Source organism: Streptomyces mutabilis, from assembly GCF_014649815.1.
GTDB classification, from domain to species: Bacteria; Actinomycetota; Actinomycetes; order Streptomycetales; family Streptomycetaceae; genus Streptomyces; species Streptomyces mutabilis.
The window spans coordinates 50,138-74,093 of sequence record NZ_BMTT01000025.1 but is presented as its reverse complement, the minus strand read 5'-3'; the positions used below and the strand labels follow the sequence as shown (position 1 = coordinate 74,093).

The following is a 23,956-nucleotide window of genomic DNA, read 5'->3' as shown; positions in this document are numbered from 1 at the left end:
CACGATGCGGTCGGCGCCCACCGCGTCCTCGTCGACGACGAAGCCGCCGCCGACCGAGTAGTACGTCTTGGTCAGCACCTCGCCGCCCTCGGCGTCGTACGCCCACAGCGTCATGCCGTTGGCGTGGTAGGGGAGGGCCTTGCGGCGGTGCAGGACCATGTCGTCGTCGTAGGAGAAGGCGATCTCGTGCTCGCCGAGGAGGCTGAGGCGGCCGGACGTCCTGATCGTCTCGACGCGGTCGTCGGCCGTCTCCACGTTTACCGTGCGGGGCGAGTCGCCCTCCAGGCCGAGCAGCACCGCCTTGGGCGTGCCGTGGCCGTGGCCGGTGGCGCCGAGCGAGCCGTACAGCTCGGCGCGGACCGTGGCGACGGAGCCCAGCAGCTCCTCGTTGCGCAGGCGGCGGGCGAACATGCGGGCCGCGCGCATCGGGCCGACCGTGTGGGAGCTCGACGGGCCGATGCCGATCGAGAACAGGTCGAAGACCGAGATGGCCACGGGGGTCTCCTCAGAACGGGGGTGGTGCAGAGGGTGGTGCTTCGGGGTGGGGCGCCGGGTCCGCTTGTGGCGGCCCGGCGCCCCGGACACGCGCGGTGTCTACTTGTCGTTCAGACCCGGGTACAGCGGGTGCTTGTCGGCCAGGGCCTTCACCCGGGCCTTGAGGGCCTCGGCGTCGTAGGACGGCTTCAGCGCCTCGGCGATCACGTCCGCGACCTCGGCGAAGTCCTCGGCCGTGAAGCCGCGGGTCGCCAATGCCGGCGTACCGATGCGCAGACCGGAGGTCACCATCGGCGGACGCGGGTCGTTCGGGACGGCGTTGCGGTTGACCGTGATGCCGACCTCGTGGAGGCGGTCCTCGGCCTGCTGCCCGTCCAACTCGGAGTCGCGCAGGTCCACCAGGACCAGGTGCACGTCCGTGCCGCCGGTCAGGACGGACACGCCCGCCGCCTTCGCGTCTTCCCGCCCCAGGCGCTCGGCGAGGATGCGGGCACCCTCCAGCGTACGGCGCTGGCGCTCCTTGAAGTCGTCGCCGGCGGCGACCTTGAAGGCGACGGCCTTGGCGGCCACCACGTGCTCCAGCGGGCCACCCTGCTGACCGGGGAAGACGGCGGAGTTGATCTTCTTGGCCAGGTCGGCCGTGGAGAGGATCACACCGCCGCGCGGGCCGCCCAGCGTCTTGTGGGTGGTGGTGGTGACGACGTGGGCGTGCGGGACCGGGTTCGGGTGCAGGCCCGCCGCGACCAGACCGGCGAAGTGCGCCATGTCGACCATCAGGTACGCGCCGACCTCGTCCGCGACCTTGCGGAACGCGGCGAAGTCCAGCTGACGCGGGTAGGCCGACCAGCCCGCCACGATCAGCTTCGGCTTGGTCTCCTTGGCGAGGCGCCCCACCTCGGCCATGTCCACCTGGCCGTCGTCGCCCACGTGGTACGGGACGACGTTGTAGAGCTTGCCGGAGAAGTTGATCTTCATGCCGTGGGTCAGGTGCCCGCCGTGGGCGAGGTTCAGACCCATGATCGTGTCGCCGGGCTTGAGCAGCGCGAACATCGCCGCCGCGTTGGCCTGGGCGCCCGAGTGCGGCTGCACGTTGGCGTGCTCGGCGCCGAAGAGCGCCTTGACCCGGTCGATGGCGATCTGCTCGACCACGTCGACGTGCTCGCAGCCGCCGTAGTAGCGGCGGCCCGGGTAGCCCTCGGCGTACTTGTTGGTGAGGACCGAGCCCTGGGCCTCCATGACCGCGACCGGCGCGAAGTTCTCGGAGGCGATCATCTCCAGGGTGGACTGCTGGCGGTCCAGCTCGGCGTCGACGGCGGCGGCGACGTCGGGGTCGAGCTCGTGCAGGGGGGTGTTCAGAAGCGACATGCGGTCCGTGACTCCTCAGCCGGCGGTGAAGGCGGTGTACTCGTCGGCGGAGAGCAGGTCGGCCGGCTCGTCCGTGATCCGCACCTTGAACAGCCAGCCGCCCTCGAAGGGCGCGCTGTTCACCAGTGACGGGTCGTTGACGACGTCCTCGTTGACCTCGGTGACCTCACCGGACACGGGGGAGTACAGGTCGGAGACCGACTTGGTGGACTCCAGTTCGCCGCAGGTCTCGCCCGCGGTCACCGAGTCGCCGACCTCGGGGAGCTGGACGAAGACGACGTCTCCGAGCGCGTTGGCCGCGTGCTCCGTGATGCCGACCGTCGAGGCGCCGTCCTCGGCGTCCGACAGCCACTCGTGCTCCTTGCTGTAACGCAGCTGCTGGGGGTTGCTCATGACCTGAATTCTCCTGTACGCGGGGGAGTGCTGACGAAGGGGGGACTGCTGAAGCCGCTGACTGCTGAAACCGCCATTGATCAGCGAGAACGCGCGCGGGGCGGCGAGGGCTCCGCCGCCCGGTGTCTACTTCCGGCGCTTGTAGAACGGCAGCGCCACGACCTCGTACGGCTCGTGGCTGCCCCGGATGTCGACGCCGACACCCTCGGTGCCCGGCGCCGCGTGCGCGGGGTCGACGTACGCCATGGCGATCGGCTTGCCCAGCGTCGGGGACGGCGCACCGGAGGTGACCTCGCCGATCACCTCGCCGCCGGCGACGACCTGGTACCCGGCGCGCGGGACCCGGCGGCCCTCGGCGACCAGGCCGACCAGCACGCGGGGAGGCTCCGAGGCGGCGCGCTCGGCGGCCCCGGTCAGCGCGGCGCGCCCCACGAAGTCGCCCTCCTTCTCGAACTTCACCACCCGGCCGAGCCCGGCGTCGAAGGGCGTCAGCGCGGTCGTCAGCTCGTGCCCGTACAACGGCATGCCCGCCTCCAGGCGGAGCGTGTCCCGGCAGGACAGGCCGCACGGGACCAGCCCGGCGCCCTCGCCCGCCTTGGTCAGCGCCTGCCACAGTTCCACGGCGTGCTCGGGTTTCACGAACAGCTCGAAGCCGTCCTCGCCGGTGTAGCCGGTGCGCGCGATCAGCGCCGGGACGCCCGCGACCGTGCCGGGCAGCCCGGCGTAGTACTTCAGGCCGTCCAGGTCGGCGTCGGTGAGCGAGGCGAGGATGCCCGGGGACTCCGGGCCCTGCACGGCGAGCAACGCGTACGCGTCCCGGTCGTCGCGGACCTCGGCGTCGTCGAAGCCGGCGGCCCGCTCGGTCAGCGCGTCCAGCACCACCTGGGCGTTGGAGGCGTTGGCGACGACCATGTACTCGGCTTCGCCCAGTCGGTAGACGATCAGGTCGTCCAGGATGCCGCCGTCCTCACGGCAGATCATGGTGTAGCGGGCGCGGCCCGGCTTCACGCTGCCGATGTTGCCGACCAGCGCGAAGTTCAGCAGGTCGGCGGCCTGGGGGCCGGTGACCGTGATCTCGCCCATGTGCGAGAGGTCGAAGAGTCCGGCCCGGGTGCGCACCGCGACGTGTTCGTCGCGCTCGGAGCCGTAGCGCAGGGGCATGTCCCAGCCGGCGAAGTCGGTCATCGTCGCGCCCAGCGCGCGATGCGTGGCATCGAGCGCGGTACGGCGGAGTTCTGTGCTGCTCATCGGTCGGTCGTCTCCCAGGACAGGACGGCACGGGCGAGGTCGTTCCTCCCCATCTGTCATCGGAACCTGAGAGGTTCGCCACGACCACCGGAGTACGGCGATCAGGGCTTGCACCTTGGGTGGGGCAGCCGTCGGAGGGCGGCCCGCTTTTCAGATGTGCCTCGCCCGCGCGGTAACGGTGCCTGAGAGATTCAAGGGAGGGACTTGCTCCTTCGGCGCCCCGGCGCGGCCGGGGACTCTCCCGCGCGGATTCAAACGGCCGGTATGCAGTTGGCGCCGTCATCATTGCACGCCCGGCCCGCCGACGGCAGGCCGCGATCTGTAACCGGGCTGTGGCAGTAAGCGCACGAAATCGCGAGACCCGCGCATTACCTTCTCTTTACACTCGACGGGGACGGTAACTCGTGAACCGCCCCAGGGGAGGACGATCACGGTGAACAGGACCACGGCGTACGCCACCACCTCGGGTCTCGCGCTGCCCGGTCAGCCCGGCGCCCCGGCCCCGGAGACGTGCGCCGAACTGCCCGCACCGGTCGTCCGCGACCTGCGGGACCGGGAGGGCCGCAGCCCGCACGCCCTGCTCTTCGGACCCCGGGACCTGGTGGTGATCACCGGCCTGCCCGGCAGCGGCAAGTCCACGCTGATGGAGCGCACCGTGCGCGGACGGCGCATCGACTCCCAGGACGCCCGGGACCGCTGGGAGCGCCGCATGCCGCGCTTCCTGCCCTACGCCCTGTACCGGCCGCTCGTCCGCCTCGCCCACTACGCCGGCCTGCGCAAGGCGCTGCGCTCCGGCGAGGGCGTCGTCGTGCACGACTGCGGCACGCAGTCCTGGGTGCGGGCCTGGCTGGCCCGCGAGGCCCGCCGCCGCGAGGGCACCCTGCACCTGCTCCTGCTCGACGTCGGTGCCGACGAGGCCCTGGCCGGCCAGCGCGAGCGCGGCCGGGGCGTGTCGCGGTACGCGTTCCTGCGGCACCGCACGGCCAACGCCCGCCTGCTGCGCGCGGTGACCGAAGGCACCCTGCCCGCCGGCTGCGCCTCGGCGGTCCTCCTGGACCGGGCGGCGGCCGACACACTCCGCCGGATCGCGTTCACGGGGTGACGCACCGTAGGTCGGCAGCGCCGAACGGGTTAGCCTTTTCAGCCACAGCAGTGGTACCAGGCAGGCGGTAGGTAGGCAGATGGACGTCCCGGCACAGGCGCACCCCCACCCGCACGGCGGGTGGCCCGGCAATGAGCTGGAGGAGGTGCTGTCGGCCTCCCTCGGCGTCCCGTCGGCCGGCGGCCGGATCGTGGAGGTGCTCGGCCGAAGCTTCCTGTGGATACCCCTGCCCAACGGCGGCGGCCCGCACAGCGGCCCCCTCGACCTGCCCTCGCTGGAGATCGACGGCCAGGCCTACGTCCCGGTGTTCAGCTCCGAGGAGCAGTTCCGCCAGGTCGCCGGCGCGCAGATGTCGTATACCGTCGCCCCTGCCGTGGAGTTCGCCCGCGGACTGCCCCCGCAGGTCGGCATCGCCGTCAACCCGGACGGCGTGGTCGGCATCCCGCTGCCGCCGCCCGCCGTGGCCGAGCTGTGCCGGGCCGGCCGCACCCCCCTGGACGGGCCCGCGTCCGGCGGCCGGGTCCGCCTCTTCGAACCGGACTGGCGGGACGACCCGGTGGACTTCCTCGCCGCCGCCTCCGCCGAGTTCGCCGCGATCGGCGTCGTCCGCACCGCCCGCCGCTGCATGGCCGCCATCGAGACCGCCGACCCGGTCATGTTCGTCGGCGTCGAACTCACCCACTGGGAGGGTGACGCCCGCGCCCTTCCCCTGGAAGCCTTGGGCCGAGCCCTCAGCAAGGCCCCGTTGAAGACCCAGGTCAACCTGGTTCTCCTGGAGGCGGCCCAGGACCCGGTCTGCGACTGGATGCGGGCGAACGTCCAACCGTTCTACAACGGCGACTCGTGAACGCCGGTCAGGGCGACGCCGACCAGGGGCGCGGGGAACTGCGCGCCCAGCCACGACGGTGCCGCAGACGCGAGACGACAGCATCCCCCGAGCTCATAGGCGCCCACCGCCCGGCGGAGCCTTAAGCTGGTTCAACAAACCGGGGAACTTTTCGAAGGGGCGATACGCGTGAGCGCCAGCGGCACCACGACCGGACAGGTCGAGCACATGCTGCGCCAGGTGACCCCCGGGCGCTACGACGCCTACGAGGCCCTGCTGCGCGCGCTCGCCACCCCCACCTCCGGCCAGGTCTGGATGCTCCTCTGGCACGGCCAGGCCGGCTCCCCGGACGCGCAGTACGGGAACATGGAGGTCGACGGCCACGGTTACGCGCCCTGCGTCACCTCCGCCCAGGAGCTGTCGGCCAGCGGCTGGAACCGTTCGTACGAGGTGGTCGACGGCCTGGAAGTGGCCCGCGCCCTCTACCCCGACCACTACGGCCTGTGGCTCAACCCGCACGCCCCAGGCGGCGGCGTAGGCATCCCCTGGCCCGACCTGCGCCGCATCGCCTCCGGTCTGGACCGCCAGCCCGCCGGACCCCTGCGCCTGTCCGAACCGGCCATCGAGATCCCGCAGTTCTACGCCCTGCTCGCGCAGAACGCCCACCGCACCCCGGCGGTCCGTGCGTTGCGCCGCGCCTGGGTCCAGCCGACGCTCGGGGCGCCGTATCTCGCCATCGGCCTCGACGTGTACGACACCTCTCCGCCGGCCGTCGACGCGGTGCGCGCGATGATGCAGCAGTCCGTCGGCGCGGTCCCCGACGGGCTGCCCGTGTCGACCGTCGCGATGACCGACGCCCACGACCCGGTGGCGATGTGGCTGCGTGCCAACGCCCGCCCGTTCTACGACCGGGAGGCCCACGTCGCCGCTCCCGCCCAGGCGCCGGTGGGCGGGTACGGATACCCTCCGGCTCAGGGTCGGTACTGACCGTCCCGGGACGTCTTCCGCCCGCGACGGGCGGACATCTTCGCGCGTAGACGAGGGCGTATGGCACCACTGTGCCGCCGATGTCCCAACTCGTCCGCGTCCGACCCTCGTTACCCACTGTCCGGATAACGGAACACCTCGAACAGCATCACGGTTGCGCATCCATTCCCTGCCAAGTCTGGCTACAGATCGCCAAACCGTTGAAGACTCCCGCAGCAAGGGGTGACTGCTCGCCCTTTTGTACGACGGACTGATCACGCCGCTACAGCGGCAAGTGCGGGCCGGCTACCGCCGGTTGAGAGGGGTCCCTGCCAGATGACGGCACCATTGCACGAGCCGACCGCGGAAGCGGCCCCGAGTGCGGCCGAGGAGGCGGCGGTTGCCGGCGCCGAGGCCAAGGCGGTTCAGGGGCGTTCCCTCGGCCGCATCGCCTGGGAGCGCCTGAAGCGGGACAAGCTGGCCCTCTCGGGCGGTATCGTCGTGCTCCTCCTCATCGTGGTCGCGATCCTCGCGCCCCTGATCACCTCGCTCTACGGACAGGATCCCAACGAGTTCCACGAGGACCTGATCGACCCGCTGTTCGGCACGCCCACCGGCTCCCTCGGCGGCATGAGCGGTGAGCACTGGCTGGGCGTCGAGCCCGTCAACGGCCGCGACATCTTCGCCCGCATCGTCCACGGCGCCCGGATCTCGCTCCTGGTCGGTTTCCTGTCCGCGATCGTCGCCGTGATCATCGGAACCGTTCTCGGTGTCCTCGCCGGCTTCTTCGGCGGCTGGGTCGACGCCCTCATCAGCCGGGTCATGGACGGCCTGCTGGCCTTCCCGCAGCTGCTCTTCATCATCGCGCTGGTCTCGGTCATGCCGGACAGCATGCTCGGCCTCAGCGGCACCGGCGTCCGCCTGCTGATGATGATCCTGGTCATCGGCTTCTTCGGATGGCCCTACATCGGCCGTGTGGTCCGCGGCCAAACCCTCTCCATGCGCGAGCGGGAGTACGTCGAGGCGGCCCGGTCGCTGGGCGCCGGGCGGTTCTACATCCTGTTCAAGGAACTGCTGCCCAACCTGGTCGCGCCGATCATCGTCTACACCACGATGATGATCCCGACCAACATCCTCACCGAGGCCGCACTCAGCTTCCTGGGCGTGGGCGTCAAGCCGCCCACCTCCTCCTGGGGACAGATGCTGTCGAGCGCCATCGACTACTACAAGTCGGATCCCATGTACATGGTGATCCCGGGTGTGGCGATCTTCATCACCGTTCTTGCCTTCAACCTCTTCGGTGACGGCGTACGCGACGCGCTGGACCCGAAGGGCTCCCGCTGACCTGCCGTTCCGCAAAGCGACCCGTGGCACCTGCACGGGGTCTCTCATCTAATCCGGAGGATCCGAGATCGTGACTACCCAACGCACCTCAGGGCGGCGCAAGCAGGCTTTGGCCGCTGCCGCAGTGGTCGCCGCGCTGCTGACCACGGCGGCGTGCGGCGGCGGAGGCGACGACAGCAACGGCGGCTCGAAGAACGGCGCGCCGGGCTTCGACGCGGCCAACAACAAGGTCGCCCAGGCCTCCGCGGCCAAGAAGGGCGGCACCCTGAAGTTCGCGAGCACGCAGGACGCGGACTCGTGGGACACCACGCGCGGCTACTACGGCTTCATGTGGAACTTCTCCCGCTACTACAGCCGCCAGCTCGTCACGAACAAGACCGAGCCGGGGAAGGCGGGCGCCGAGGTCACCCCCGACCTCGCCACCGGTCTCGCCAAGGTCTCGGACGACGGCAAGACCTACACGTACACCCTGCGTGACGGCATCACCTGGGAGGACGGCAAGCCGATCACCTCCAAGGACGTCAAGTACGGCATCGAGCGCGTCTGGGCGCAGGACGTGCTGTCGGGCGGTCCGACGTACCTCAAGGAGGTGCTCGACCCCAAGGACGAGTACCAGGGCCCGTACAAGGACAAGTCCAAGGACAAGCTGGGTCTGAAGGCGATCGAGACGCCGGACGACAAGACCATCGTCTTCCACCTGCCCGAGCCCAACTCGGACTTCGAGGAGATGCTGGCGCTGACCTCGGCGTCCCCGGTCCGCCAGGACAAGGACACCAAGTCCAAGTACGGCCTGCGCCCGTTCTCCTCTGGCCCGTACAAGTTCGAGTCCTACAACCCCGGCAAGGACCTGACCCTGGTTCGCAACACCGAGTGGAAGCAGGAGTCGGACCCGGTCCGCAAGGCGTACCCGGACAAGATCACGATCAAGTTCTTCTCCAACGCCAACGACCTGGACGCCCGCCTCGTCGCGGGTGACTACGACCTGGACCTCGCCCAGACCGGTCTGTCCCCGCAGGGCCGCACCACCGCCCTGAAGGAGCACAAGGAGAACCTGGACAACCCGGTCTCCGGCTACATCCGCTACGCGACCTTCGCGCAGAACGTGAAGCCGTTCGACAACATCCACTGCCGCAAGGCGATGCTCTTCGGCGCCGACCACGTCTCGCTGCAGACCGCGCGCGGCGGCCCGGTCGCCGGCGGCGACATCGGCACCAACATGCTGCCGCCGTCCGTCCCGGGCTCCGAGGGCCAGAAGTACGACCCGTACGGCATGGCCGGTGAGAACAAGAAGGGCAACGTCGAGAAGGCCAAGGAAGAGCTGAAGGCCTGCGGCAAGCCCGACGGCTTCAAGAGCAAGATCGCGGTCCGGAACAACAAGCCGGTCGAGGTCGCCACCGCCGAGTCGATGCAGGCGTCGCTGAAGAAGGTCGGCATCGACCTGGAGATCGAGCAGTACGACGGCTCGCAGTACGCCAGCGTCGTCGGCAGCCCCTCCAACGTGGCCAAGAAGGGCTACGGCGTCATCATCATGGGCTGGGGCCCGGACTTCCCGTCCGTCCAGGGCTACGGTCTGCCGCTGTGGCACAGCGACTACATCCTCGAGAGCGCCAACAACAACTTCGCGCTGATCAAGGACAAGGAGATCGACGGCCTGTTCGCCGACTACCTGACCGAGCTGGACGACGCGGGCAAGGCCAAGATCGCCACGGAGATCAACCACAAGGTGATGGAGGGCGCGTACTACCTGCCCTTCGTCTTCGAGAAGTTCATCAACTGGCGCTCCGACAACCTGGCGAACGTGTACACCACCGACGGCTACAGCGGTATGTACGACTTCGTCAACCTCGGCCTGAAGAACCCGAAGAAGTAACCGGCACACCCGCCGTACGGCACGAAAGGCAGGTGAAGGCCGGCGCGGCGTGACCGCGGGCACCGGACGATCTCCGGTGCCCGCGGTCCGCGGCGGGCCGCACGCTGTGCTCGCTTACCTCATCAGGCGGCTGTTCGCCGCCGCAGTGATGCTGGTGGTCATCATCCTGGTGGTCTTCTGCATCTTCTTCCTCGTCCCCAAGTGGGCGGGCGTCGACATCGCCCTGAACTACGTGGGCAAGCAGGCCGGCCCCGACGCCGTCGAGGCCGTGCGGCAGAAGCTGAGCCTCGACGACCCGGTCGTCGTCCAGGCATGGGAGTTCATCAAGGGCATCTTCGTGGGGCGCACCTACGCCTCCGGCGGCGATGTGACCAACTGCTCCGCGCCGTGCTTCGGATACTCCTTCAAGACCGAGCAGGCCGTCTGGCCGGTGCTGACCGAGCGTTTCCCGGTGACCCTGGCCCTCGCACTCGGTGCCGCCGTGCTGTGGCTGATCTTCGGTCTCGCCGCCGGTGTGCTCTCCGCCCTCAAGCGGGGCACCCTGTGGGACCGTGGCGCGATGATCGTCGCGCTCGCCGGCGTCTCCCTCCCCATCTACTTCACCGGTCTGCTCAGTCTGGCGATCTTCTCCTACGGCCTGGGCTGGATCGACGGTGAGTTCGTGCCCCTGGAGGACAGCCTCACCGGCTGGCTCGGCGGCATGATCCTTCCCTGGGTGACCCTGGCCTTCCTGTACGCCGCCATGTACGCCCGGATCACCCGGGCCACCATGATGGAGATCCTCGGCGAGGACTACATCCGCACCGCGCGCGCCAAGGGCCTCAGGGAACCGGTCGTCATCCGCAAGCACGCCATGCGCTCGACGCTGACTCCGCTGCTCACCATGCTCGGCATGGACCTCGGCGCCCTCATGGGCGGCGCGATCCTGACCGAGACCACGTTCAGCCTCCCCGGCCTCGGCCAGAAGGTCCTGGACGCGATCCAGAACCAGGACCTGCCGTTTATCCTGGGCGTCACCCTGATCACTTCTCTCGCGGTGCTGATCGCCAACCTCGTGGTGGACGTCCTGTACGCCGTGATCGACCCCCGAGTGAGGCTCGCATGACCGACACCAGCAAGAGCGGAGCAGCCGTGGGCGAGCCCACCGGTTCCTCGGCCGCGCCGAGCGCCTTCCTGGAAGTACGCGACCTGAAGGTGCACTTCCCGACCGACGACGGCCTGGTCAAGTCCGTCGACGGACTCAGCTTCCAGCTGGAGCGGGGCAAGACCCTCGGCATCGTCGGCGAGTCCGGCTCCGGCAAGTCGGTGACCTCGCTCGGCATCATGGGCCTGCACACCGCCGGCCAGTACGGCAGGCGCAAGGCCCAGATATCCGGTGAGATCTGGCTGGACGGCACCGAGCTGCTCTCCGCCGACCCGGACCACGTGCGCAAGCTGCGCGGCCGGGAGATGGCGATGATCTTCCAGGACCCGCTGTCCGCGCTGCACCCGTACTACACGATCGGCCAGCAGATCGTGGAGGCGTACCGCATCCACCACGACGTGGACAAGAAGACCGCCAAGCGCCGCGCGGTGGAGATGCTCGACCGCGTCGGCATCCCGCAGCCGGACAAGCGGGTGGACAGCTACCCGCACGAGTTCTCCGGCGGTATGCGCCAGCGCGCGATGATCGCGATGTCGCTGGTCAACAACCCCGAGCTGCTCATCGCGGACGAGCCGACCACCGCCCTGGACGTCACCGTCCAGGCGCAGATCCTCGACCTCATCCGGGACCTGCAGAAGGAGTTCGGCTCCGCGGTCATCATCATCACCCACGATCTGGGCGTCGTCGCCGAACTGGCCGACGACCTCCTGGTGATGTACGGCGGCCGGTGTGTGGAGCGGGGCCCCGCCGAGAAGGTGTTCTACGAGCCGCGGCACCCCTACACCTGGGGGCTGCTCGGCTCGATGCCGCGACTCGACCGCGACCAGCAGGAACGCCTCATCCCCGTCAAGGGCTCCCCGCCCTCCCTGATCAACCTCCCGTCCGGCTGCGCCTTCAACCCGCGCTGTCCGTACGCCGACGTGCCCAAGGACGACGTCACCCGCACGGTCCGCCCCGAGCTGACCGAGGTCGGCAGCAAGCACTGGGCCGCCTGCCACATGTCGCAGGAGCAGCGGGAGCGGATCTGGACCGAAGAGATTGCGCCGAAGCTGTGAGCGACAAGGCAAAGGCAAAGGCAGAGGACGAAGCGGTGACGATCCCCGCACAGAGCGACGGCTCGACGGGCGGTGCCACCCTCACCGAGGACGCCGCCCCCGGCGAGACCCTGCTGAAGGTGACCGGGCTGCAGAAGCACTTCCCGATCAAGAAGGGCCTGCTGCAGCGCCAGGTCGGGGCGGTGCGCGCCGTCGACGGCATCGACTTCGAGGTCCGTTCCGGTGAGACCCTCGGCGTCGTGGGTGAATCGGGCTGCGGCAAGTCGACCATGGGCCGGCTCATCACCCGGCTCCTGGAGCCGACCGCCGGCACGGTCGAGTTCGAGGGCAAGGACATCACCCACCTCGGGGTCGGCGGCATGCGTCCGCTGCGCCGCGACGTGCAGATGATCTTCCAGGACCCGTACTCGTCGCTGAACCCGCGCCACACCATCGGCACGATCGTCAGCGCTCCCTTCAAGCTCCAGGGCGTCGAGCCCGAGGGCGGAGTCAAGAAGGAGGTCCAGCGGCTGCTGTCGGTGGTCGGTCTCAACCCCGAGCACTACAACCGCTACCCCCACGAGTTCTCCGGCGGTCAGCGCCAGCGCATCGGCATCGCCCGCGCGCTCGCGCTCAACCCCAAGCTGGTCGTGGCCGACGAGCCGGTGTCCGCGCTCGACGTGTCGATCCAGGCCCAGGTCGTCAACCTCCTCGACGACCTCCAGCAGGAGCTGGGCCTGACGTACGTGATCATCGCTCACGACCTGTCCGTCGTCCGGCACGTCTCGGACCGGATCGCGGTGATGTACCTCGGCAAGATCATGGAGCTGGCCGACCGCGACCTGCTCTACAAGTCGCCGATGCACCCGTACACCAAGGCGCTGATGTCGGCGGTCCCGATCCCGGACCCGGCGCGGCGCGGCGCCAAGAGCGAGCGCATCCTGCTCAAGGGCGACGTGCCCTCGCCGATCTCCCCGCCGAGCGGGTGCCGCTTCCACACCCGGTGCTGGAAGGCGACGCAGATCTGCAAGACGACCGAGCCGCCGCTGAAGGAGCTGCGCCCCGGCCAGCAGGTCGCCTGCCACCACCCGGAGAACTTCGAGGACCAGGCCCCGCAGGACGTCGTCCTGCTCTCCGACGCCAAGGAGGCGGCGGAGCTGGTGGCCGAGGACGCGCTCGCGGAGTCGGCCCGGACCTCGGCGGCGGTGGCCGCGGAGGCGGTGGCCGCGGAGGCCGCAGCTCCGGAGGCCGAGGGCGCCGAAGCCGCGAAGAGCACCGAGGCTGCCAAGCGCACCGAGACTGCGAAGAAGGGCACCAAGGACGCGAAGAGCACCGAGGGCACCGAGAGCGCCGAGGAGGAGCCTCCCGCCAAGGAGAAGTGACCGTTCGCCGCGCGTGAGCCCCCGCCTTCGTTCGCAAGGCGGGGGCTCATCGGCAGGTGAGAATGGCAGGGTGTACGAGCAACTCTTCACCCCCACCGTCCAGCACACGCTCGACCTGGTCGGCATCTTCGTCTTCGCCATCTCCGGAGCGCTGCTGGCCGTACGCAAGAACTTCGACGTGTTCGGCATCGCCGTCCTCGCCGAGGTCACCGCGCTGGGCGGCGGGCTGTTCCGGGACCTGGTCATCGGCGCCGTACCGCCCGCGGCCTTCACGGACCTGGGGTACTTCGTCACCCCACTCTTCGCCACCGCCCTGGTCTTCTTCCTCCACCCGCACGTGGAGCGCCTCCAGACCGGCGTGAACGTCTTCGACGCGGCCGGCCTCGGCCTGTTCTGCGTCGCCGGCACCACCAAGGCGTACGACTACGGGCTCGGCCTGACCGCCTCCGCCTGCCTGGGCCTGGCCACCGCGGTCGGCGGCGGCGTACTGCGGGACGTGCTCGCCAACGAGGTCCCCTCGCTGCTGCGCTGGGACCGCGACCTGTACGCCGTCCCCGCGATCGTCGGTGCCACGACGGTCGCCCTGTGCATCCGCTACGAGGCCCTCACCCCGCTCACCACCGGCCTGGCGGTGGTCACGGCCTTCGTCCTGCGCCTGCTCGCCCTGCGCTTCCACTGGCGGGCACCGCGCGCCTGGAACCGGCGGTCGACCGTGGTGGAGGGGGACTGAGCTCACCGGCGCCGGGGGACCTCCTTGAGGAAGACGACACCGTCGATCGCGGTCAGGTGGTCCGGGTCGAGCGGTGCGTAGCCGAACCAGGGGGATTCCCGGTGTGCGGGCCGCCTGTCGCCGAGGGCGGCGGCCAGCTCCGCGGCATCGACGAGGCAGCGGTCCTCCGGGAGCGCGTACAGGAGCCCCTCGACGCTGTCCGGCGGCGGGGTGTCCACCCCCTGGTGCCGGATCGTCCCGACCGCGGTGGCCACGAAAACGTACTCCTCGCCGAGCCGGGCGCTCACCAGCGCACCGGCGCTCCACCACTCCACCGGCCCCTGCCACATCCGCATGCTGCTCTTCGCCCGCTGGAGATGGGCGTTCTGGGCGTGGACGAGCACCGGGCCCCGGTCGGCGAGCGCGAGGAGGTTGTCGGCCATCATCCGGTCCCGCAGGCCCAGCAGCCGGTTCATGCGGGCAGGGGAGGGGTCGGCCATCCAGTGGTGGTAGCGCAGCAGGCCGGTGGCGGTACGCGCGTACAGGCGTGCCCGGTCCAGGTCCTCCCGCGAGGCCGCCGCCTCGTGGACCTGGGGCGTCTGCTCGTCGAGCAGCGACACCAGGTCGTCGGCGAGCAGCCGCAGCTCCCGGGCCTCGGCCGACCGCCCCGCCGAGCGGGCCGGGTCCGTCATCGCGGCGGGCTCGGTCCACCGGTCGTCCGTGCCCACCAGACGGTCCAGCGTCTTCGCGGTGCAGGGGAGCAGGGCGGCGTCCACCCGGGCCGCGAGGAAAGCGTGGAGCGCGGTGAGAGCCTGCCTCGGGCTCTCGGCGTGGGTGATCTCCAGCGGGCCGTCGAAACCGGCGAAGCGGACGCGTTCGGGCGTCGGCCGTCCCTCGTTGTACTCCCGCATCCAGCGCACGAGTTCGCGGTTGGCCTCGGACGCGCCGAACCCGTGGCTGAAGCCGTGCTCCATGACCTCGTCGAGCGTGCCGGTGCCCGAGGTGACGTGGTCGTCGACGACCAGGCCCGCCAGGCAGTCGCTCTCGATCGCGATCGTCCGGTAGCCCTCCTCCTCGACCAGTTGCCGGAACAGCTCGTTGCGCGTCTCGAGCAGCAGGTCCTCGCCGTGGGTCGGCTCGCCCAGCGCGAGCATCCTGGGCCGGGCCGGCAGCAGCTCCATGAGCGCGGCGGCCTCGACGGCACGGGCGGTGTCCTTGATGTCGGTAGCCATGCCTTCAACGGTATCGTTGAACTTTCGGTGTGAACTTTTCAGCGATAGCCTCGGACTTGTGCCCAGAAACCTTCAAACCGACGCACAGCTGAGGCCGGTCGACCTGGCGCGCGGGCACGGACTGTCCACGCAGGCCGTCCGGAACTACGAGGAAGCCGGCATCCTCCCCGCCGCCGACCGCACCGACAGCGGATACCGCACCTACACCCCGCTGCACGCGCGTGCCCTCGGCACCTTCCTCGCCCTGGTGCCGGGGCACGGCCACCGGACGGCGGCCTCGATCATGCGGGCCGTGAACCGGGGCGCCGAGGGGGAGGCGTTCCGGCTCATCGACGACAGTCACGCCCAGTTGCTCGCCGACCGGCGGACCCTCCAGGCGGTGGAGCGCGCGCTGCGCGACCTGACGTCCGCGCCCGCCGCACGGGAGCCCGGCCGTGGGGGAACGTTCGTCGGGCCGCTGGCCCAGGAACTCGGCATCCGTCCCGCGACCCTGCGGAAGTGGGAGCGCGCCGGTCTGGTCCAGCCGCGCCGCGACCCGCTGACCGGGTACCGCGTCTACGGCGAGGCCGACGTACGGGACGCCCGGCTGGTCCATCAGCTGCGGCGAGGCGGCTATCTGCTGGAGCAGATCGCCCCCGTGATCGACCAGGTGCGCGGGGCCGGCGGACCGGAGCCGCTGGAGGCCGCGCTGCGGGACTGGCGCGGCCGGGTGTCCGCCCGCGGACGGGCGATGCTCGTGGGCGCCGCCGAACTGGAGGGCTATCTGCGGGCGCGCGGCTGAGCTCGGGACCGTTCCGGCCTCGCGGGCATCGGTCGGGCGGCCAGGCGAAAAGCTACCGCTTAGTACTTGGGTGTTGTACCGTACAGCCATGCCAGAAGCAGCCTCCGCGGCGGTCACCCGGGCCTCTATCGGCGACAGCGAGTTCGACCGGGACACCGCCGTCACCCGGCGCGCGCCCGGGGTCTACGACATCGGCCTCTCCGCCGGCTGGACGATCATCAACGCCGTCAACGGCGGCTATCTGCTGGCCGTCCTGGGCAGGGCCCTCGCGGACGCCCTCCCGCACACCGACCCCTTCACCATCTCGGCGCACTACCTCACCGCTTCCCGGCCGGGCCCGGCGGTCGTGCGCACCGAGACCGCCCGGACGGGCCGCGCCCTCTCCACCGGCCAGGCCTCCCTCTTCCAGTACGACGACGACGGCAACGAGGTCGAGCGCATCCGCGCCCTCGCCTCCTACGGCGACCTCGACGCGCTGCCCGACGACGTCCGGACCTCGGCGAAGCCCCCCGCGATCCCGCCGATGGACCAGTGCCTCGGCGCGGAGGACGGCCCCACCCCCGTCGACGGCAGTTCGGCCATCGCCGACCGTCTGATGCTCAAGCTGGACCCCGCCACGCTGGGCTGGGCGCTCGGGCAGCCCTCCGGCCGGGGTGAGATGCGGGCCTGGTTCGGGCTCGCCGACGGCCGTGACGCCGACCCCCTCTCGCTGCTCCTCGCGGTGGACGCGCTGCCGCCGACCGCCTTCGAGCTCGGGCTGAAGGGCTGGGTGCCGACGGTCGAGCTGACCGTGCACGTGCGGTGCCGTCCGGCGCCGGGCCCGCTGCGCGTCTCCATCACCACCCGCAACCTCGCCGGCGGCTTCCTGGAGGAGGACGCCGAAGTCTGGGACAGCGCCGACCGCCTGGTGGCCCAGTCCCGCCAGCTCGCCCGGGTCCGGCTCGGCTGACCGGGGCCCGCCGCCGGTGCCGGGTCAGTCCAGCCAGTGCCGGCGGCCGACGCTGATCAGCCGCATCTGGCGCGTCGCGGTGTCGGCCGCGCGCCGGCGCTCCTCCTCCGGGGCTTGAAGCGTCTCCAGGAACAGTGAGGCCGTGGCCAGCATCTGGTCGACGTACAGGCCCGCGAGCATCAGCAGGTCGGCCTCGCTCCAGCCCGCCGACACGGGGTCCTTGGCCAGCTCGTCCCTGACCTCTCCGGCGGACCTGACCAGTTGCTCCCGTATCGCCTCCCGCACCGGCTGCACCCCGCCGTGCCGTTCACGCGCGACGAAACGGACGTGGGCGGGGTGGGCGGCCACGTGTCCGGCGATCAACTCGACCGCGCGGGCGATCCGTTCGTCGCTGCCCTCGGCCGGCGACACGGTGGTCCGGATCATCGGGTGCAGGCTCCCCAGCGCCTCCTCCACCAGCGCCACGCCCAGGTCGGCCGTGGAACGGAAGTGCCGGTAGAAGGCGGTCGGCGCGACGCCCGCCGCGCGCGTGACCTCGCGCAGACCCAAACTGCTCAGGCTCTGCTCCTCCAGCAGTGCGAGCGCCGCGTCCAGCAGCGCCTGCCGGGTCTTCCGCTTCTGGGCTAGACGGACACCGGGGGTGTGACTCATGCCATGCAGTTAACAACTGTTCTCTGAAATTGAGAACCCATGAGGCGCGCTAGACTGGATAGTCAGTGAACAAGTGTAACTACGAGCGTTCACCGATGGTTGGGGGATCCGCTCCATGCTGTTTCTCGTCGCCGCACTCCTGCTCCTCGGCGTGGTCCTGGGCACCGTCGCCCACGCACCGCTCACGTTCTCCGTCGCCGTCGGCCTGGTCATCGCCGTCTGGCTCGGCGTCTTCGCGATCCGTGAACGGCAGGGCCGCCGCCGCGGCACCTCCGCCCACTGACGCACGGTCCACCGACGCACGGCAGGGAGACCACCATGCAGCTCACCGCACCGGCCGCCCGCGATACCGGCATCCGGGACACCGACGGCATGGCCGTCGCCTCCTTCGTCCTCGGCCTGCTCGGTCTGCTCGTCCTCAACGTGTTCCTGGGTCCGATCGCCATCGCCCTGGCGGGCGTCGCCCTGCGGCGCGGCACCGCGCGCCGCGGCCGGGCCCTCCTGGGCCTCGGCCTGGGCATTGCCGACCTGCTCGTCCTGGCGGCGTTCATGTCCGCGGACAACACGATGTCGTGGAGCCTCTGAGCCACCGCACCGCCTCGTCCAGCCCGCTCCGCGACGAGGCCAGCCTTGCTCTGAGGCCGGGCGCGACCGACCCGTAGAATCGGCCTCACCATGGCTTACCTCGACCACGCCGCGACGACCCCGATGCTCCCCGAGGCAGTCGAGGCACTCACCGCGCACCTCAGCGTCACCGGCAACGCCTCCTCCCTCCACGCGTCCGGCCGCCGCGCACGGCGCACCGTCGAGGAGGCCCGCGAGACCCTCGCCGAGGCACTCGGCGCCCGTCCCAGCGAGGTGGTCCTCACCTCCGGCGGCACCGAGGCCGACAACCTCGCCGTCAAGGGCCTGTACTGGGCCCGCCGCGACGCCGAACCGACCCGCACCCGGGTCCTGGCCAGCCCCGTCGAGCACCACGCGGTCCTCGACGCCGTCCACTGGCTCGGCGAGCACGAGGGCGCCACCGTCGAGTACCTGCCGGTCGACGCCCACGGCCGCGTCCACCCCGACGCGCTGCGCGAGGCCATCGCCCGCGACCCCGACGACGTGGCCCTCGCCACCGTCATGTGGGCCAACAACGAGATCGGCACGGTCATGCCGGTCCGGGAACTCGCCGACGTGGCCGCCGAGTTCGACGTGCCGCTGCACGCCGACGCGGTCCAGGCGATCGGTCAGCTCCCCGTCGACTTCGCCGCCTCCGGGCTCGCCGCGATGACGGTTTCCGGTCACAAGGTCGGCGGCCCCTACGGCATCGGCGCACTGCTCCTCGGCCGCGAGTACAGCCCCGTACCCGTCCTGCACGGCGGCGGCCAGGAACGCCACGTCCGCTCCGGCACCCTCGACGTCCCCGCCGTCGCCGCCTTCGCCGTCGCCGGGCGCCTCGCCGCCGGGCAGCGCGAATGGTTCGCCCGCGAGATCGGCGCCCTGCGCGACGCCCTGGTCGACGCGGTCCGTACGGCGGTGCCGGACGCGATCCTCGGCGGCGACCCGGCACCGGGTGGCCGTCTCCCCGCCAACGCCCACTTCACCTTCCCGGGCTGCGAGGGCGACTCCCTCCTCCTCCTGCTCGACGCCCAGGGCATCGAGTGCTCCACCGGATCCGCCTGCACCGCGGGCGTGGCCCAGCCCAGCCACGTCCTCCTGGCCACCGGCACCGACCCCGACCTGGCCCGCGGCACCCTGCGCTTCTCGCTGGGCCACACCTCCACCGAGGCCGACGTCGAGGCACTCGCCAAGGCCATCGGCCCGGCGGTCGAACGGGCGCGGGCGGCGGGGCTGAGCTAGCCGACGCCGGGGTCAGGCGCTCTTCGAGGTACCGGGGGAGGGGGCCGAGGGACCGGGAGAGGGGGTGCTCGTCGCCGCCCGCCGCACCAGCTCCATGTACCGGTCCCAGTCCCAGTGCGGCCCCGGATCGGTGTGGTCGGTGCCCGGCACCTCCACGTGGCCGATGATGTGCTCGCGGTCCAGGGGTATGTCGTACCGCGCGCAGATCCCCGCCGTCAGCCGCGCGGAGGCCGCGTACATCTCGTCGGTGAGGTCCTGCGGGCGGTCCACGAAGCCCTCGTGCTCGATCCCCACACTGCGCTCGTTGTAGTCGCGGTTGCCCGCGTGGTACGCCACGTCCAGCTCGCGGATCATCTGGGTGACGCGGCCGTCCTGCCCCACGATGTAGTGCGTGGCCGCCTTGTGCGCCGGGTCCTGGAACGCCTTCACCGCGCTAGCGAAGCTGCCCTGCGTGACATGGACGATCACCATGTCGACGCCGAAGTCGTCGGGCCGGTCCGCCCGCCGCCAGTTCTCGTCCGACGCCGCCACCCAGCTGGCCGCCGCGTAGTCGACCACGCCCTCCTCGCGGGGCCGCTCCACCCCCGGCACGCGCCACCACAGGCGGGCCAGCTCGTCGCGCGCCAGCACCGCGGTGCCCACGGCCGCCGCGGTGCCGCCGACGAGCAGCGCCCGCCGGCCGATGCGCCGGTCCGCGTCCCTGGACCCGCCGGACCCGCCGCCCGGTCCGCTCGCGGACCCGCCGGTGGATGAGCCTGTCGATGCGTGCTTAGCCCCCATGTGATCGTGAACGCATACTCGCGCGCTCCGGTTCCCGCCTCCCCGTACTCTGGAGGGGTTATGACTGACACCTCGCAGCGCACCCGTCCCCTCCGCGTCCTCGCCGCCATGTCGGGCGGAGTCGACTCCGCCGTCGCCGCCGCCCGCGCGGCCGAGGCGGGGCACGACGTGACCGGCGTCCACCTCGCGCTCTCCGCGAACCCGCAGTCCTTCCGCACCGGCGCGCGGGGCTGTTGCACCATCGAGGACTCGAGGGACGCCCGCCGCGCCGCGGACGTCATCGGCATCCCGTTCTACGTGTGGGACCTCGCCGACCGCTTCCGGGAGGACGTGGTCGAGGACTTCGTCGCCGAGTACGAGGCCGGCCGCACCCCGAACCCGTGCCTGCGCTGCAACGAGAAGATCAAGTTCGCCGCGCTGCTCGACAAGGCACTGGCGCTCGGCTTCGACGCCGTCTGCACCGGCCACTACGCCCAGGTGATCCTCCGCGAGGACGGCACCCGCGAGCTGCACCGCGCCTCCGACATGGCCAAGGACCAGAGCTACGTCCTCGGTGTGCTGGACGACCGCCAGCTCGCCCACGCGATGTTCCCCCTCGGCGACACGGTCACCACCAAGGACGAGATCCGCGCGGAGGCCGAGCGCAGGGGCCTGGCGGTGGCCAAGAAGCCCGACTCGCACGACATCTGCTTCATCGCCGACGGCGACACCCAGGGCTTCCTGGCCGGCCGGCTCGGCAAGGCCGAGGGCGACATCGTCGACGAGGCGGGCAACCGGCTCGGTACCCACGAGGGCGCCTACGGCTACACCATCGGCCAGCGCAAGGGCCTCAGGATCGGCACCCCGGCCCCCGACGGCAAGCCGCGCTACGTCCTGGACATCTCCCCGGTGACCAACACCGTCACCGTCGGCCCCGCGGAGGCCCTGGACGTCGACGCCCTGCGCGCGATCAAGCCCCGCTGGTGCGGTGCCGCCCCCACCGGCCCCGGCACCTACACCGCCCAGCTCCGCGCCCACGGCGGCGAGACCGAGGTGCGCGCGGAACTGGTCGACGGTGCCCTGGAGGTGACGTTCACGGAGCCGGTGCGCGGCGTCGCCCCCGGCCAGGCGATCGTGCTGTACGACGGCACGCGGGTGGTGGGGTCGGCGACGATCGCGTCCACCTCGCGGGCGACGGCGGGCGCGGCCTGAGCGGAGGGACCCGCCCACCCAGGTCGGCCACCGGATCACCGCGATCACCGCGCGAAGAACTCCGCCAGCACCGGCGCCAGCATGCCCGGCTCCACCATGTGGGTCTGCCCCTCGACGGTGCCGTACCTCCCGTCGGGGGCGGCGTCCGCGATCGCACGGGCGGCCTCGTGCCACCAACCGTCGCTCGCGCCGCCCGCGAGGGCCAGCAGGGGACAGGTGATCGAGGCGATCTCGGCCCGGGGAACGCGGTTGTCGCCCATCACCGCGTCGTCGTACGCCAGACTCGGCGCGACCGACTCCATGCCGGCCCACATCGGCGACTGGCGGGCGCCCCGGATCATCTCCTCGCCCAGGCCGGCCAACCGCAGGAACAGTTCCACCGCGCCCCCGTGCCGCCCCTGTCCGAGAGCCTCCGTCAGCCGCTCCCGGTACTCCGCACCGGCCCGCGCGGTCGCGTCGTCCACGGCGTACGGCACCTCGTACACGGCGACGCGGCGCACCGGCAACCCACTCGCCGCCGCCCGGAGCGCCAGCGCGCCGCCCGACGAGACACCGAACAGCGACGCCTCGCCGCCCAGCGCCTCGATCAGCGCCGTCAGGTCCTCGACCTCGCGCTCCACCGAGTAGGGCGCCGTGTCGCCGCTTCGCCCGCGGCCCCTGCGGTCGTACACGGTGACGTCGAGACGGCCCGACAGTTCGGCGGCCAGCGGAACCATCGTGGCGCCGGTCGACATGGCGCCGCTGACGAGGACGACCGCCGGTCCGTCACCGGTGCGTTCGTAGCCGATGCGCGTGCCGTCGCGTGAGAGGGCCTGCATCTCCATGCCTGTGCAGACTGCCCTACGGCACGCGAATAATCGGTCAGGAACGGGTCAGGACACCTCCGCGTCGTAGAAGCACAGGTGGTCCTTGATCTCCGCCACCTCCGGCTTCGGGTCCGGGTACGCCCAGACCAGGTCGGCGGCGTCCGGCAGCGACCAGTAGGACGCGTCGCCCTTGAAGGGGCAGTGAGTGGTCGTACCGGACGGCGTGAGCAGGTCGAGCCGCACGTCCTCGGCCGGGATGTAGTACCGGTCGGGACAGCCCGTCTCATGCAGCACCAGCGCCGCGTCGCTCTCGGCCAGCACCCGGTCGCCGCGCACCACGCGCACGTGCCGGTCGCTCGGTTCGACGGTGATGCGGTGTCCCTTGAGTCCCTTGGTCACGATCGTCCTCCCGGTGGCGGGGTGTCGCTCACTGCAGCGCGCCCGGAGGCCGGGTTCTTCCCCTCCGGGCCCGGCCGTACGATGAAGACCATGAACATCTGCGTCTTCCTCTCCGCCGCCGACCTCGACGAGCGCTACACGCGCCCCGCGCGGGAGTTCGCCGAACTGCTGGGCAAGGGCGGTCACACCCTCGTCTGGGGCGGGTCCGACGTCGGCCTGATGAAGGTCGTCGCCGACGGGGTGCAGGAAGCCGGGGGACGACTGCTCGGCGTCTCGGTCGACTTCCTGGCGGCCAAGGCGCGCGAGGGCGCCGACGAGATGGTCATCGCGCGGGACCTCGCCGAACGCAAGCGGCTGCTGCTGGAGAAGGCCGACGCCGTCGTCATCATGGTGGGCGGCACCGGCACGCTGGACGAGGCCACCGAGATCCTGGAGCTCAAGAAGCACGGGCACACCGACAAGCCGGTCGTCCTGCTCAACACGGCGGGCTTCTACGACGGCCTCAAGGAGCAGTTCCGCCGCATGGAGGACGAGGGCTTCCTGCCCCGCCCCCTCACCGACCTGGTGTTCTTCGCCGAGGAGCCGGTCGGCGCGCTCGCCTACCTGGAGGAGAGCCAGGGCATCGAGTAGGCCCGCGGTGATGCGAGCATGGCGGGCATGGCTACACATGTGATCACCGGAGCGGGCTCCGGCATCGGCGCGGCCGTCGCCCGCCGCCTGTACGAACGCGGCGACGAGATCGTGCTGCACGCGCGCGACGCGGGCCGCGCGAAGGAACTGGCGGCCGCGTTCCCCGGCGCCAGGACGCTCGTCGGCGACCTGGCGGAACCGGACAAGCTCTCCTGGGCCGTCTCCCACCAGACGCTGCCCGACCGCGTGGACTCGCTGCTGCACATCGCGGGCGTCGTCGACCTCGGCACGGTCGGCGACCTCACCCCGAAGACCTGGCGCAACCAGCTCAACGTCAACCTGGTCGCCCCCGCCGAGCTGACCCGCCTCTTCCTGCCCCAGCTCCGCGTCGCCCAGGGCCACGTGCTGTTCGTCAACTCCGGCTCCGGCCTCAACGCCCACGCCGGCTGGTCCGCGTACGCCGCCTCCAAGCACGGACTGAAGGCCCTCGCCGACTCCCTCCGCCACGAGGAGCACGCGAACGGCGTCCGCGTCACCTCCGTGTACCCCGGCCGCACCGCCAGCCCCATGCAGGCCAAGGTCCACCGGCAGGAGGGCAAGGAGTACGACCCCGCCCGGTGGATCGACCCCGAGTCGGTGGCCACGACGATCCTGATGGCTCTGGACCTCCCGAGGGACGCGGAGGTCAACGACCTGACGGTGCGCCCGGGGCGGTAAGCACCGGTTATTCCAGCCCGTCCGGCGTTCGAGGACGAGGCCGTCCAGGCCGAAGCGGGGGTCCGGCGGCGGCAGCCCCCGGGCACGGGAAGGGCAG

26 protein-coding genes and 2 riboswitches are annotated in these 23,956 nt (G+C 71.1%); of the genes, 17 read left to right on the top strand and 9 right to left on the bottom strand.

Annotated features, from left to right (window positions below; translation table 11 throughout):
- From IE142_RS31280 to gcvT, 4 genes are all read right to left on the bottom strand, one after another.
- Positions 1 to 495: serine dehydratase beta chain (locus IE142_RS31280; protein WP_306432623.1), on the bottom strand; the 495-nt coding region annotated here is incomplete at its 3' end.
- Positions 496 to 594: 99 nt separating this feature from the next.
- Positions 595 to 1,860 carry a serine hydroxymethyltransferase gene (glyA, locus tag IE142_RS31275; protein WP_191888857.1) on the bottom strand — a complete coding sequence of 422 codons (1,266 nt, stop codon included), beginning with the start codon at positions 1,858 to 1,860 and terminating at the stop codon, positions 595 to 597.
- A gap of 15 nt (positions 1,861 to 1,875) precedes the next feature.
- Positions 1,876 to 2,253: a glycine cleavage system protein GcvH gene (gcvH, locus tag IE142_RS31270; protein ID WP_043379681.1), complete on the bottom strand. Its 378-nt coding sequence runs from the start codon at positions 2,251 to 2,253 to the stop codon at positions 1,876 to 1,878.
- Between the two features lie 126 nt (positions 2,254 to 2,379).
- Entirely contained in the window at positions 2,380 to 3,501 is a 1,122-nt protein-coding gene (gene gcvT, locus IE142_RS31265) for a glycine cleavage system aminomethyltransferase GcvT (protein WP_191888856.1), read from the bottom strand.
- Positions 3,502 to 3,544: 43 nt separating this feature from the next.
- Positions 3,545 to 3,661, bottom strand: a riboswitch (glycine riboswitch).
- A riboswitch (glycine riboswitch) is annotated at positions 3,662 to 3,755 on the bottom strand.
- A 179-nt stretch (positions 3,756 to 3,934) separates the two neighbouring features.
- On the opposite strand from gcvT, the gene IE142_RS31260 reads away from it, so the two are divergent.
- The 9 genes from IE142_RS31260 to IE142_RS31220 all read left to right on the top strand — a co-directional run bounded on the left by IE142_RS31260 (position 3,935) and on the right by IE142_RS31220 (position 13,899).
- Positions 3,935 to 4,603 carry an AAA family ATPase gene (locus IE142_RS31260; RefSeq protein ID WP_191888855.1) on the top strand — a complete coding sequence of 223 codons (669 nt, stop codon included), beginning with the start codon at positions 3,935 to 3,937 and terminating at the stop codon, positions 4,601 to 4,603.
- 79 nt (positions 4,604 to 4,682) lie between these two features.
- On the top strand, positions 4,683 to 5,450 hold the full coding sequence (locus tag IE142_RS31255) for an enhanced serine sensitivity protein SseB (protein WP_191888854.1): 768 nt from the start codon (positions 4,683 to 4,685) through the stop codon (positions 5,448 to 5,450).
- Positions 5,451 to 5,618: 168 nt separating this feature from the next.
- Positions 5,619 to 6,416, top strand: a complete 798-nt coding sequence (locus tag IE142_RS31250) for an enhanced serine sensitivity protein SseB C-terminal domain-containing protein (protein WP_191888853.1) — start codon at positions 5,619 to 5,621, stop codon at positions 6,414 to 6,416.
- 315 nt (positions 6,417 to 6,731) lie between these two features.
- Positions 6,732 to 7,739, top strand: a complete 1,008-nt coding sequence (locus tag IE142_RS31245; RefSeq protein ID WP_191888852.1) for an ABC transporter permease — start codon at positions 6,732 to 6,734, stop codon at positions 7,737 to 7,739.
- 70 nt (positions 7,740 to 7,809) lie between these two features.
- On the top strand, positions 7,810 to 9,609 hold the full coding sequence (locus IE142_RS31240) for an ABC transporter substrate-binding protein (RefSeq protein ID WP_191888851.1): 1,800 nt from the start codon (positions 7,810 to 7,812) through the stop codon (positions 9,607 to 9,609).
- A 106-nt stretch (positions 9,610 to 9,715) separates the two neighbouring features.
- Positions 9,716 to 10,714 carry an ABC transporter permease gene (locus IE142_RS31235; RefSeq protein ID WP_043383183.1) on the top strand — a complete coding sequence of 333 codons (999 nt, stop codon included), beginning with the start codon at positions 9,716 to 9,718 and terminating at the stop codon, positions 10,712 to 10,714.
- On the top strand, positions 10,711 to 11,808 hold the full coding sequence (locus IE142_RS31230; RefSeq protein WP_191888850.1) for an ABC transporter ATP-binding protein: 1,098 nt from the start codon (positions 10,711 to 10,713) through the stop codon (positions 11,806 to 11,808). Before IE142_RS31235 ends, IE142_RS31230 begins: the two co-directional genes overlap by 4 nt.
- A 35-nt stretch (positions 11,809 to 11,843) precedes the next feature.
- Positions 11,844 to 13,169, top strand: coding sequence for an ABC transporter ATP-binding protein (locus tag IE142_RS31225; protein WP_191888849.1), 1,326 nt, complete (start codon positions 11,844 to 11,846; stop codon positions 13,167 to 13,169).
- Between the two features lie 70 nt (positions 13,170 to 13,239).
- Entirely contained in the window at positions 13,240 to 13,899 is a 660-nt protein-coding gene (locus tag IE142_RS31220; RefSeq protein ID WP_191888848.1) for a trimeric intracellular cation channel family protein, read from the top strand.
- A gap of 2 nt (positions 13,900 to 13,901) precedes the next feature.
- On the opposite strand, the gene IE142_RS31215 is transcribed toward IE142_RS31220, so the two are convergent.
- The gene (locus IE142_RS31215; protein ID WP_191888847.1) at positions 13,902 to 15,110 is read right to left on the bottom strand and encodes an erythromycin esterase family protein; all 1,209 of its coding nucleotides are present in this window, start codon (positions 15,108 to 15,110) and stop codon (positions 13,902 to 13,904) included.
- Between the two features lie 58 nt (positions 15,111 to 15,168).
- Here IE142_RS31215 and IE142_RS31210 point away from each other — a divergent pair, with 58 nt between their 5' ends.
- Both IE142_RS31210 and IE142_RS31205 read left to right on the top strand, forming a co-directional pair.
- A complete protein-coding gene (locus tag IE142_RS31210) occupies positions 15,169 to 15,891 on the top strand; it encodes a TioE family transcriptional regulator (protein WP_191888846.1) in 723 nt (240 codons plus the stop codon).
- Positions 15,892 to 15,979: 88 nt separating this feature from the next.
- On the top strand, positions 15,980 to 16,840 hold the full coding sequence (locus IE142_RS31205) for a thioesterase family protein (RefSeq protein WP_191888845.1): 861 nt from the start codon (positions 15,980 to 15,982) through the stop codon (positions 16,838 to 16,840).
- Between the two features lie 24 nt (positions 16,841 to 16,864).
- Here the strand turns inward: IE142_RS31205 and IE142_RS31200 are convergent, their stop codons facing one another.
- Positions 16,865 to 17,491: a TetR family transcriptional regulator gene (locus IE142_RS31200; RefSeq protein ID WP_191888844.1), complete on the bottom strand. Its 627-nt coding sequence runs from the start codon at positions 17,489 to 17,491 to the stop codon at positions 16,865 to 16,867.
- 115 nt (positions 17,492 to 17,606) lie between these two features.
- Here IE142_RS31200 and IE142_RS31195 point away from each other — a divergent pair, with 115 nt between their 5' ends.
- From IE142_RS31195 to IE142_RS31185, 3 genes are all read left to right on the top strand, one after another.
- Positions 17,607 to 17,774, top strand: coding sequence for a hypothetical protein (locus tag IE142_RS31195; protein WP_191888843.1), 168 nt, complete (start codon positions 17,607 to 17,609; stop codon positions 17,772 to 17,774).
- Between the two features lie 35 nt (positions 17,775 to 17,809).
- Positions 17,810 to 18,076: a DUF4190 domain-containing protein gene (locus tag IE142_RS31190; protein WP_191888842.1), complete on the top strand. Its 267-nt coding sequence runs from the start codon at positions 17,810 to 17,812 to the stop codon at positions 18,074 to 18,076.
- Between the two features lie 90 nt (positions 18,077 to 18,166).
- Positions 18,167 to 19,336 carry a cysteine desulfurase family protein gene (locus tag IE142_RS31185; RefSeq protein ID WP_191888841.1) on the top strand — a complete coding sequence of 390 codons (1,170 nt, stop codon included), beginning with the start codon at positions 18,167 to 18,169 and terminating at the stop codon, positions 19,334 to 19,336.
- A gap of 12 nt (positions 19,337 to 19,348) precedes the next feature.
- Here the strand turns inward: IE142_RS31185 and IE142_RS31180 are convergent, their stop codons facing one another.
- The gene (locus tag IE142_RS31180; protein WP_191888840.1) at positions 19,349 to 20,116 is read right to left on the bottom strand and encodes an N-acetylmuramoyl-L-alanine amidase; all 768 of its coding nucleotides are present in this window, start codon (positions 20,114 to 20,116) and stop codon (positions 19,349 to 19,351) included.
- A 60-nt stretch (positions 20,117 to 20,176) separates the two neighbouring features.
- Between IE142_RS31180 and mnmA the strand changes: the two genes are divergently transcribed.
- Positions 20,177 to 21,307, top strand: coding sequence for a tRNA 2-thiouridine(34) synthase MnmA (gene mnmA, locus IE142_RS31175; protein ID WP_191888839.1), 1,131 nt, complete (start codon positions 20,177 to 20,179; stop codon positions 21,305 to 21,307).
- A 44-nt stretch (positions 21,308 to 21,351) separates the two neighbouring features.
- On the opposite strand, the gene IE142_RS31170 is transcribed toward mnmA, so the two are convergent.
- Both IE142_RS31170 and IE142_RS31165 read right to left on the bottom strand, forming a co-directional pair.
- Positions 21,352 to 22,131: an alpha/beta fold hydrolase gene (locus IE142_RS31170; RefSeq protein ID WP_191888838.1), complete on the bottom strand. Its 780-nt coding sequence runs from the start codon at positions 22,129 to 22,131 to the stop codon at positions 21,352 to 21,354.
- A 48-nt stretch (positions 22,132 to 22,179) separates the two neighbouring features.
- Positions 22,180 to 22,512: a DUF427 domain-containing protein gene (locus tag IE142_RS31165; RefSeq protein WP_191888837.1), complete on the bottom strand. Its 333-nt coding sequence runs from the start codon at positions 22,510 to 22,512 to the stop codon at positions 22,180 to 22,182.
- Positions 22,513 to 22,602: 90 nt separating this feature from the next.
- Between IE142_RS31165 and IE142_RS31160 the strand changes: the two genes are divergently transcribed.
- Both IE142_RS31160 and IE142_RS31155 read left to right on the top strand, forming a co-directional pair.
- A complete protein-coding gene (locus IE142_RS31160) occupies positions 22,603 to 23,142 on the top strand; it encodes an LOG family protein (RefSeq protein ID WP_191888836.1) in 540 nt (179 codons plus the stop codon).
- Between the two features lie 27 nt (positions 23,143 to 23,169).
- Complete coding sequence (locus IE142_RS31155; protein ID WP_191888835.1) at positions 23,170 to 23,859, top strand: SDR family oxidoreductase; 690 nt, start codon at positions 23,170 to 23,172, stop codon at positions 23,857 to 23,859.
- Positions 23,860 to 23,956: the final 97 nt, after the last annotated feature.

What these genes read in the sequence shown, in the direction of transcription:
- IE142_RS31215 (WP_191888847.1), bottom strand. Translation starts at nt 15,110, where the DNA reads ATGGCTACCGACATCAAGGACACCGCCCGTGCCGTCGAGGCCGCCGCG.
- IE142_RS31195 (WP_191888843.1), top strand. Translation starts at nt 17,607, where the DNA reads ATGCTGTTTCTCGTCGCCGCACTCCTGCTCCTCGGCGTGGTCCTGGGC.
- IE142_RS31245 (WP_191888852.1), top strand. Translation starts at nt 6,732, where the DNA reads ATGACGGCACCATTGCACGAGCCGACCGCGGAAGCGGCCCCGAGTGCG.
- mnmA (WP_191888839.1), top strand. Translation starts at nt 20,177, where the DNA reads ATGACTGACACCTCGCAGCGCACCCGTCCCCTCCGCGTCCTCGCCGCC.
- IE142_RS31185 (WP_191888841.1), top strand. Translation starts at nt 18,167, where the DNA reads ATGGCTTACCTCGACCACGCCGCGACGACCCCGATGCTCCCCGAGGCA.
- gcvT (WP_191888856.1), bottom strand. Translation starts at nt 3,501, where the DNA reads ATGAGCAGCACAGAACTCCGCCGTACCGCGCTCGATGCCACGCATCGC.
- IE142_RS31255 (WP_191888854.1), top strand. Translation starts at nt 4,683, where the DNA reads ATGGACGTCCCGGCACAGGCGCACCCCCACCCGCACGGCGGGTGGCCC.
- IE142_RS31230 (WP_191888850.1), top strand. Translation starts at nt 10,711, where the DNA reads ATGACCGACACCAGCAAGAGCGGAGCAGCCGTGGGCGAGCCCACCGGT.
- IE142_RS31205 (WP_191888845.1), top strand. Translation starts at nt 15,980, where the DNA reads ATGCCAGAAGCAGCCTCCGCGGCGGTCACCCGGGCCTCTATCGGCGAC.
- gcvH (WP_043379681.1), bottom strand. Translation starts at nt 2,253, where the DNA reads ATGAGCAACCCCCAGCAGCTGCGTTACAGCAAGGAGCACGAGTGGCTG.
- IE142_RS31180 (WP_191888840.1), bottom strand. Translation starts at nt 20,116, where the DNA reads ATGGGGGCTAAGCACGCATCGACAGGCTCATCCACCGGCGGGTCCGCG.
- IE142_RS31155 (WP_191888835.1), top strand. Translation starts at nt 23,170, where the DNA reads ATGGCTACACATGTGATCACCGGAGCGGGCTCCGGCATCGGCGCGGCC.
- IE142_RS31200 (WP_191888844.1), bottom strand. Translation starts at nt 17,491, where the DNA reads ATGAGTCACACCCCCGGTGTCCGTCTAGCCCAGAAGCGGAAGACCCGG.
- glyA (WP_191888857.1), bottom strand. Translation starts at nt 1,860, where the DNA reads ATGTCGCTTCTGAACACCCCCCTGCACGAGCTCGACCCCGACGTCGCC.
- IE142_RS31170 (WP_191888838.1), bottom strand. Translation starts at nt 22,131, where the DNA reads ATGGAGATGCAGGCCCTCTCACGCGACGGCACGCGCATCGGCTACGAA.
- IE142_RS31160 (WP_191888836.1), top strand. Translation starts at nt 22,603, where the DNA reads ATGAACATCTGCGTCTTCCTCTCCGCCGCCGACCTCGACGAGCGCTAC.
- IE142_RS31190 (WP_191888842.1), top strand. Translation starts at nt 17,810, where the DNA reads ATGCAGCTCACCGCACCGGCCGCCCGCGATACCGGCATCCGGGACACC.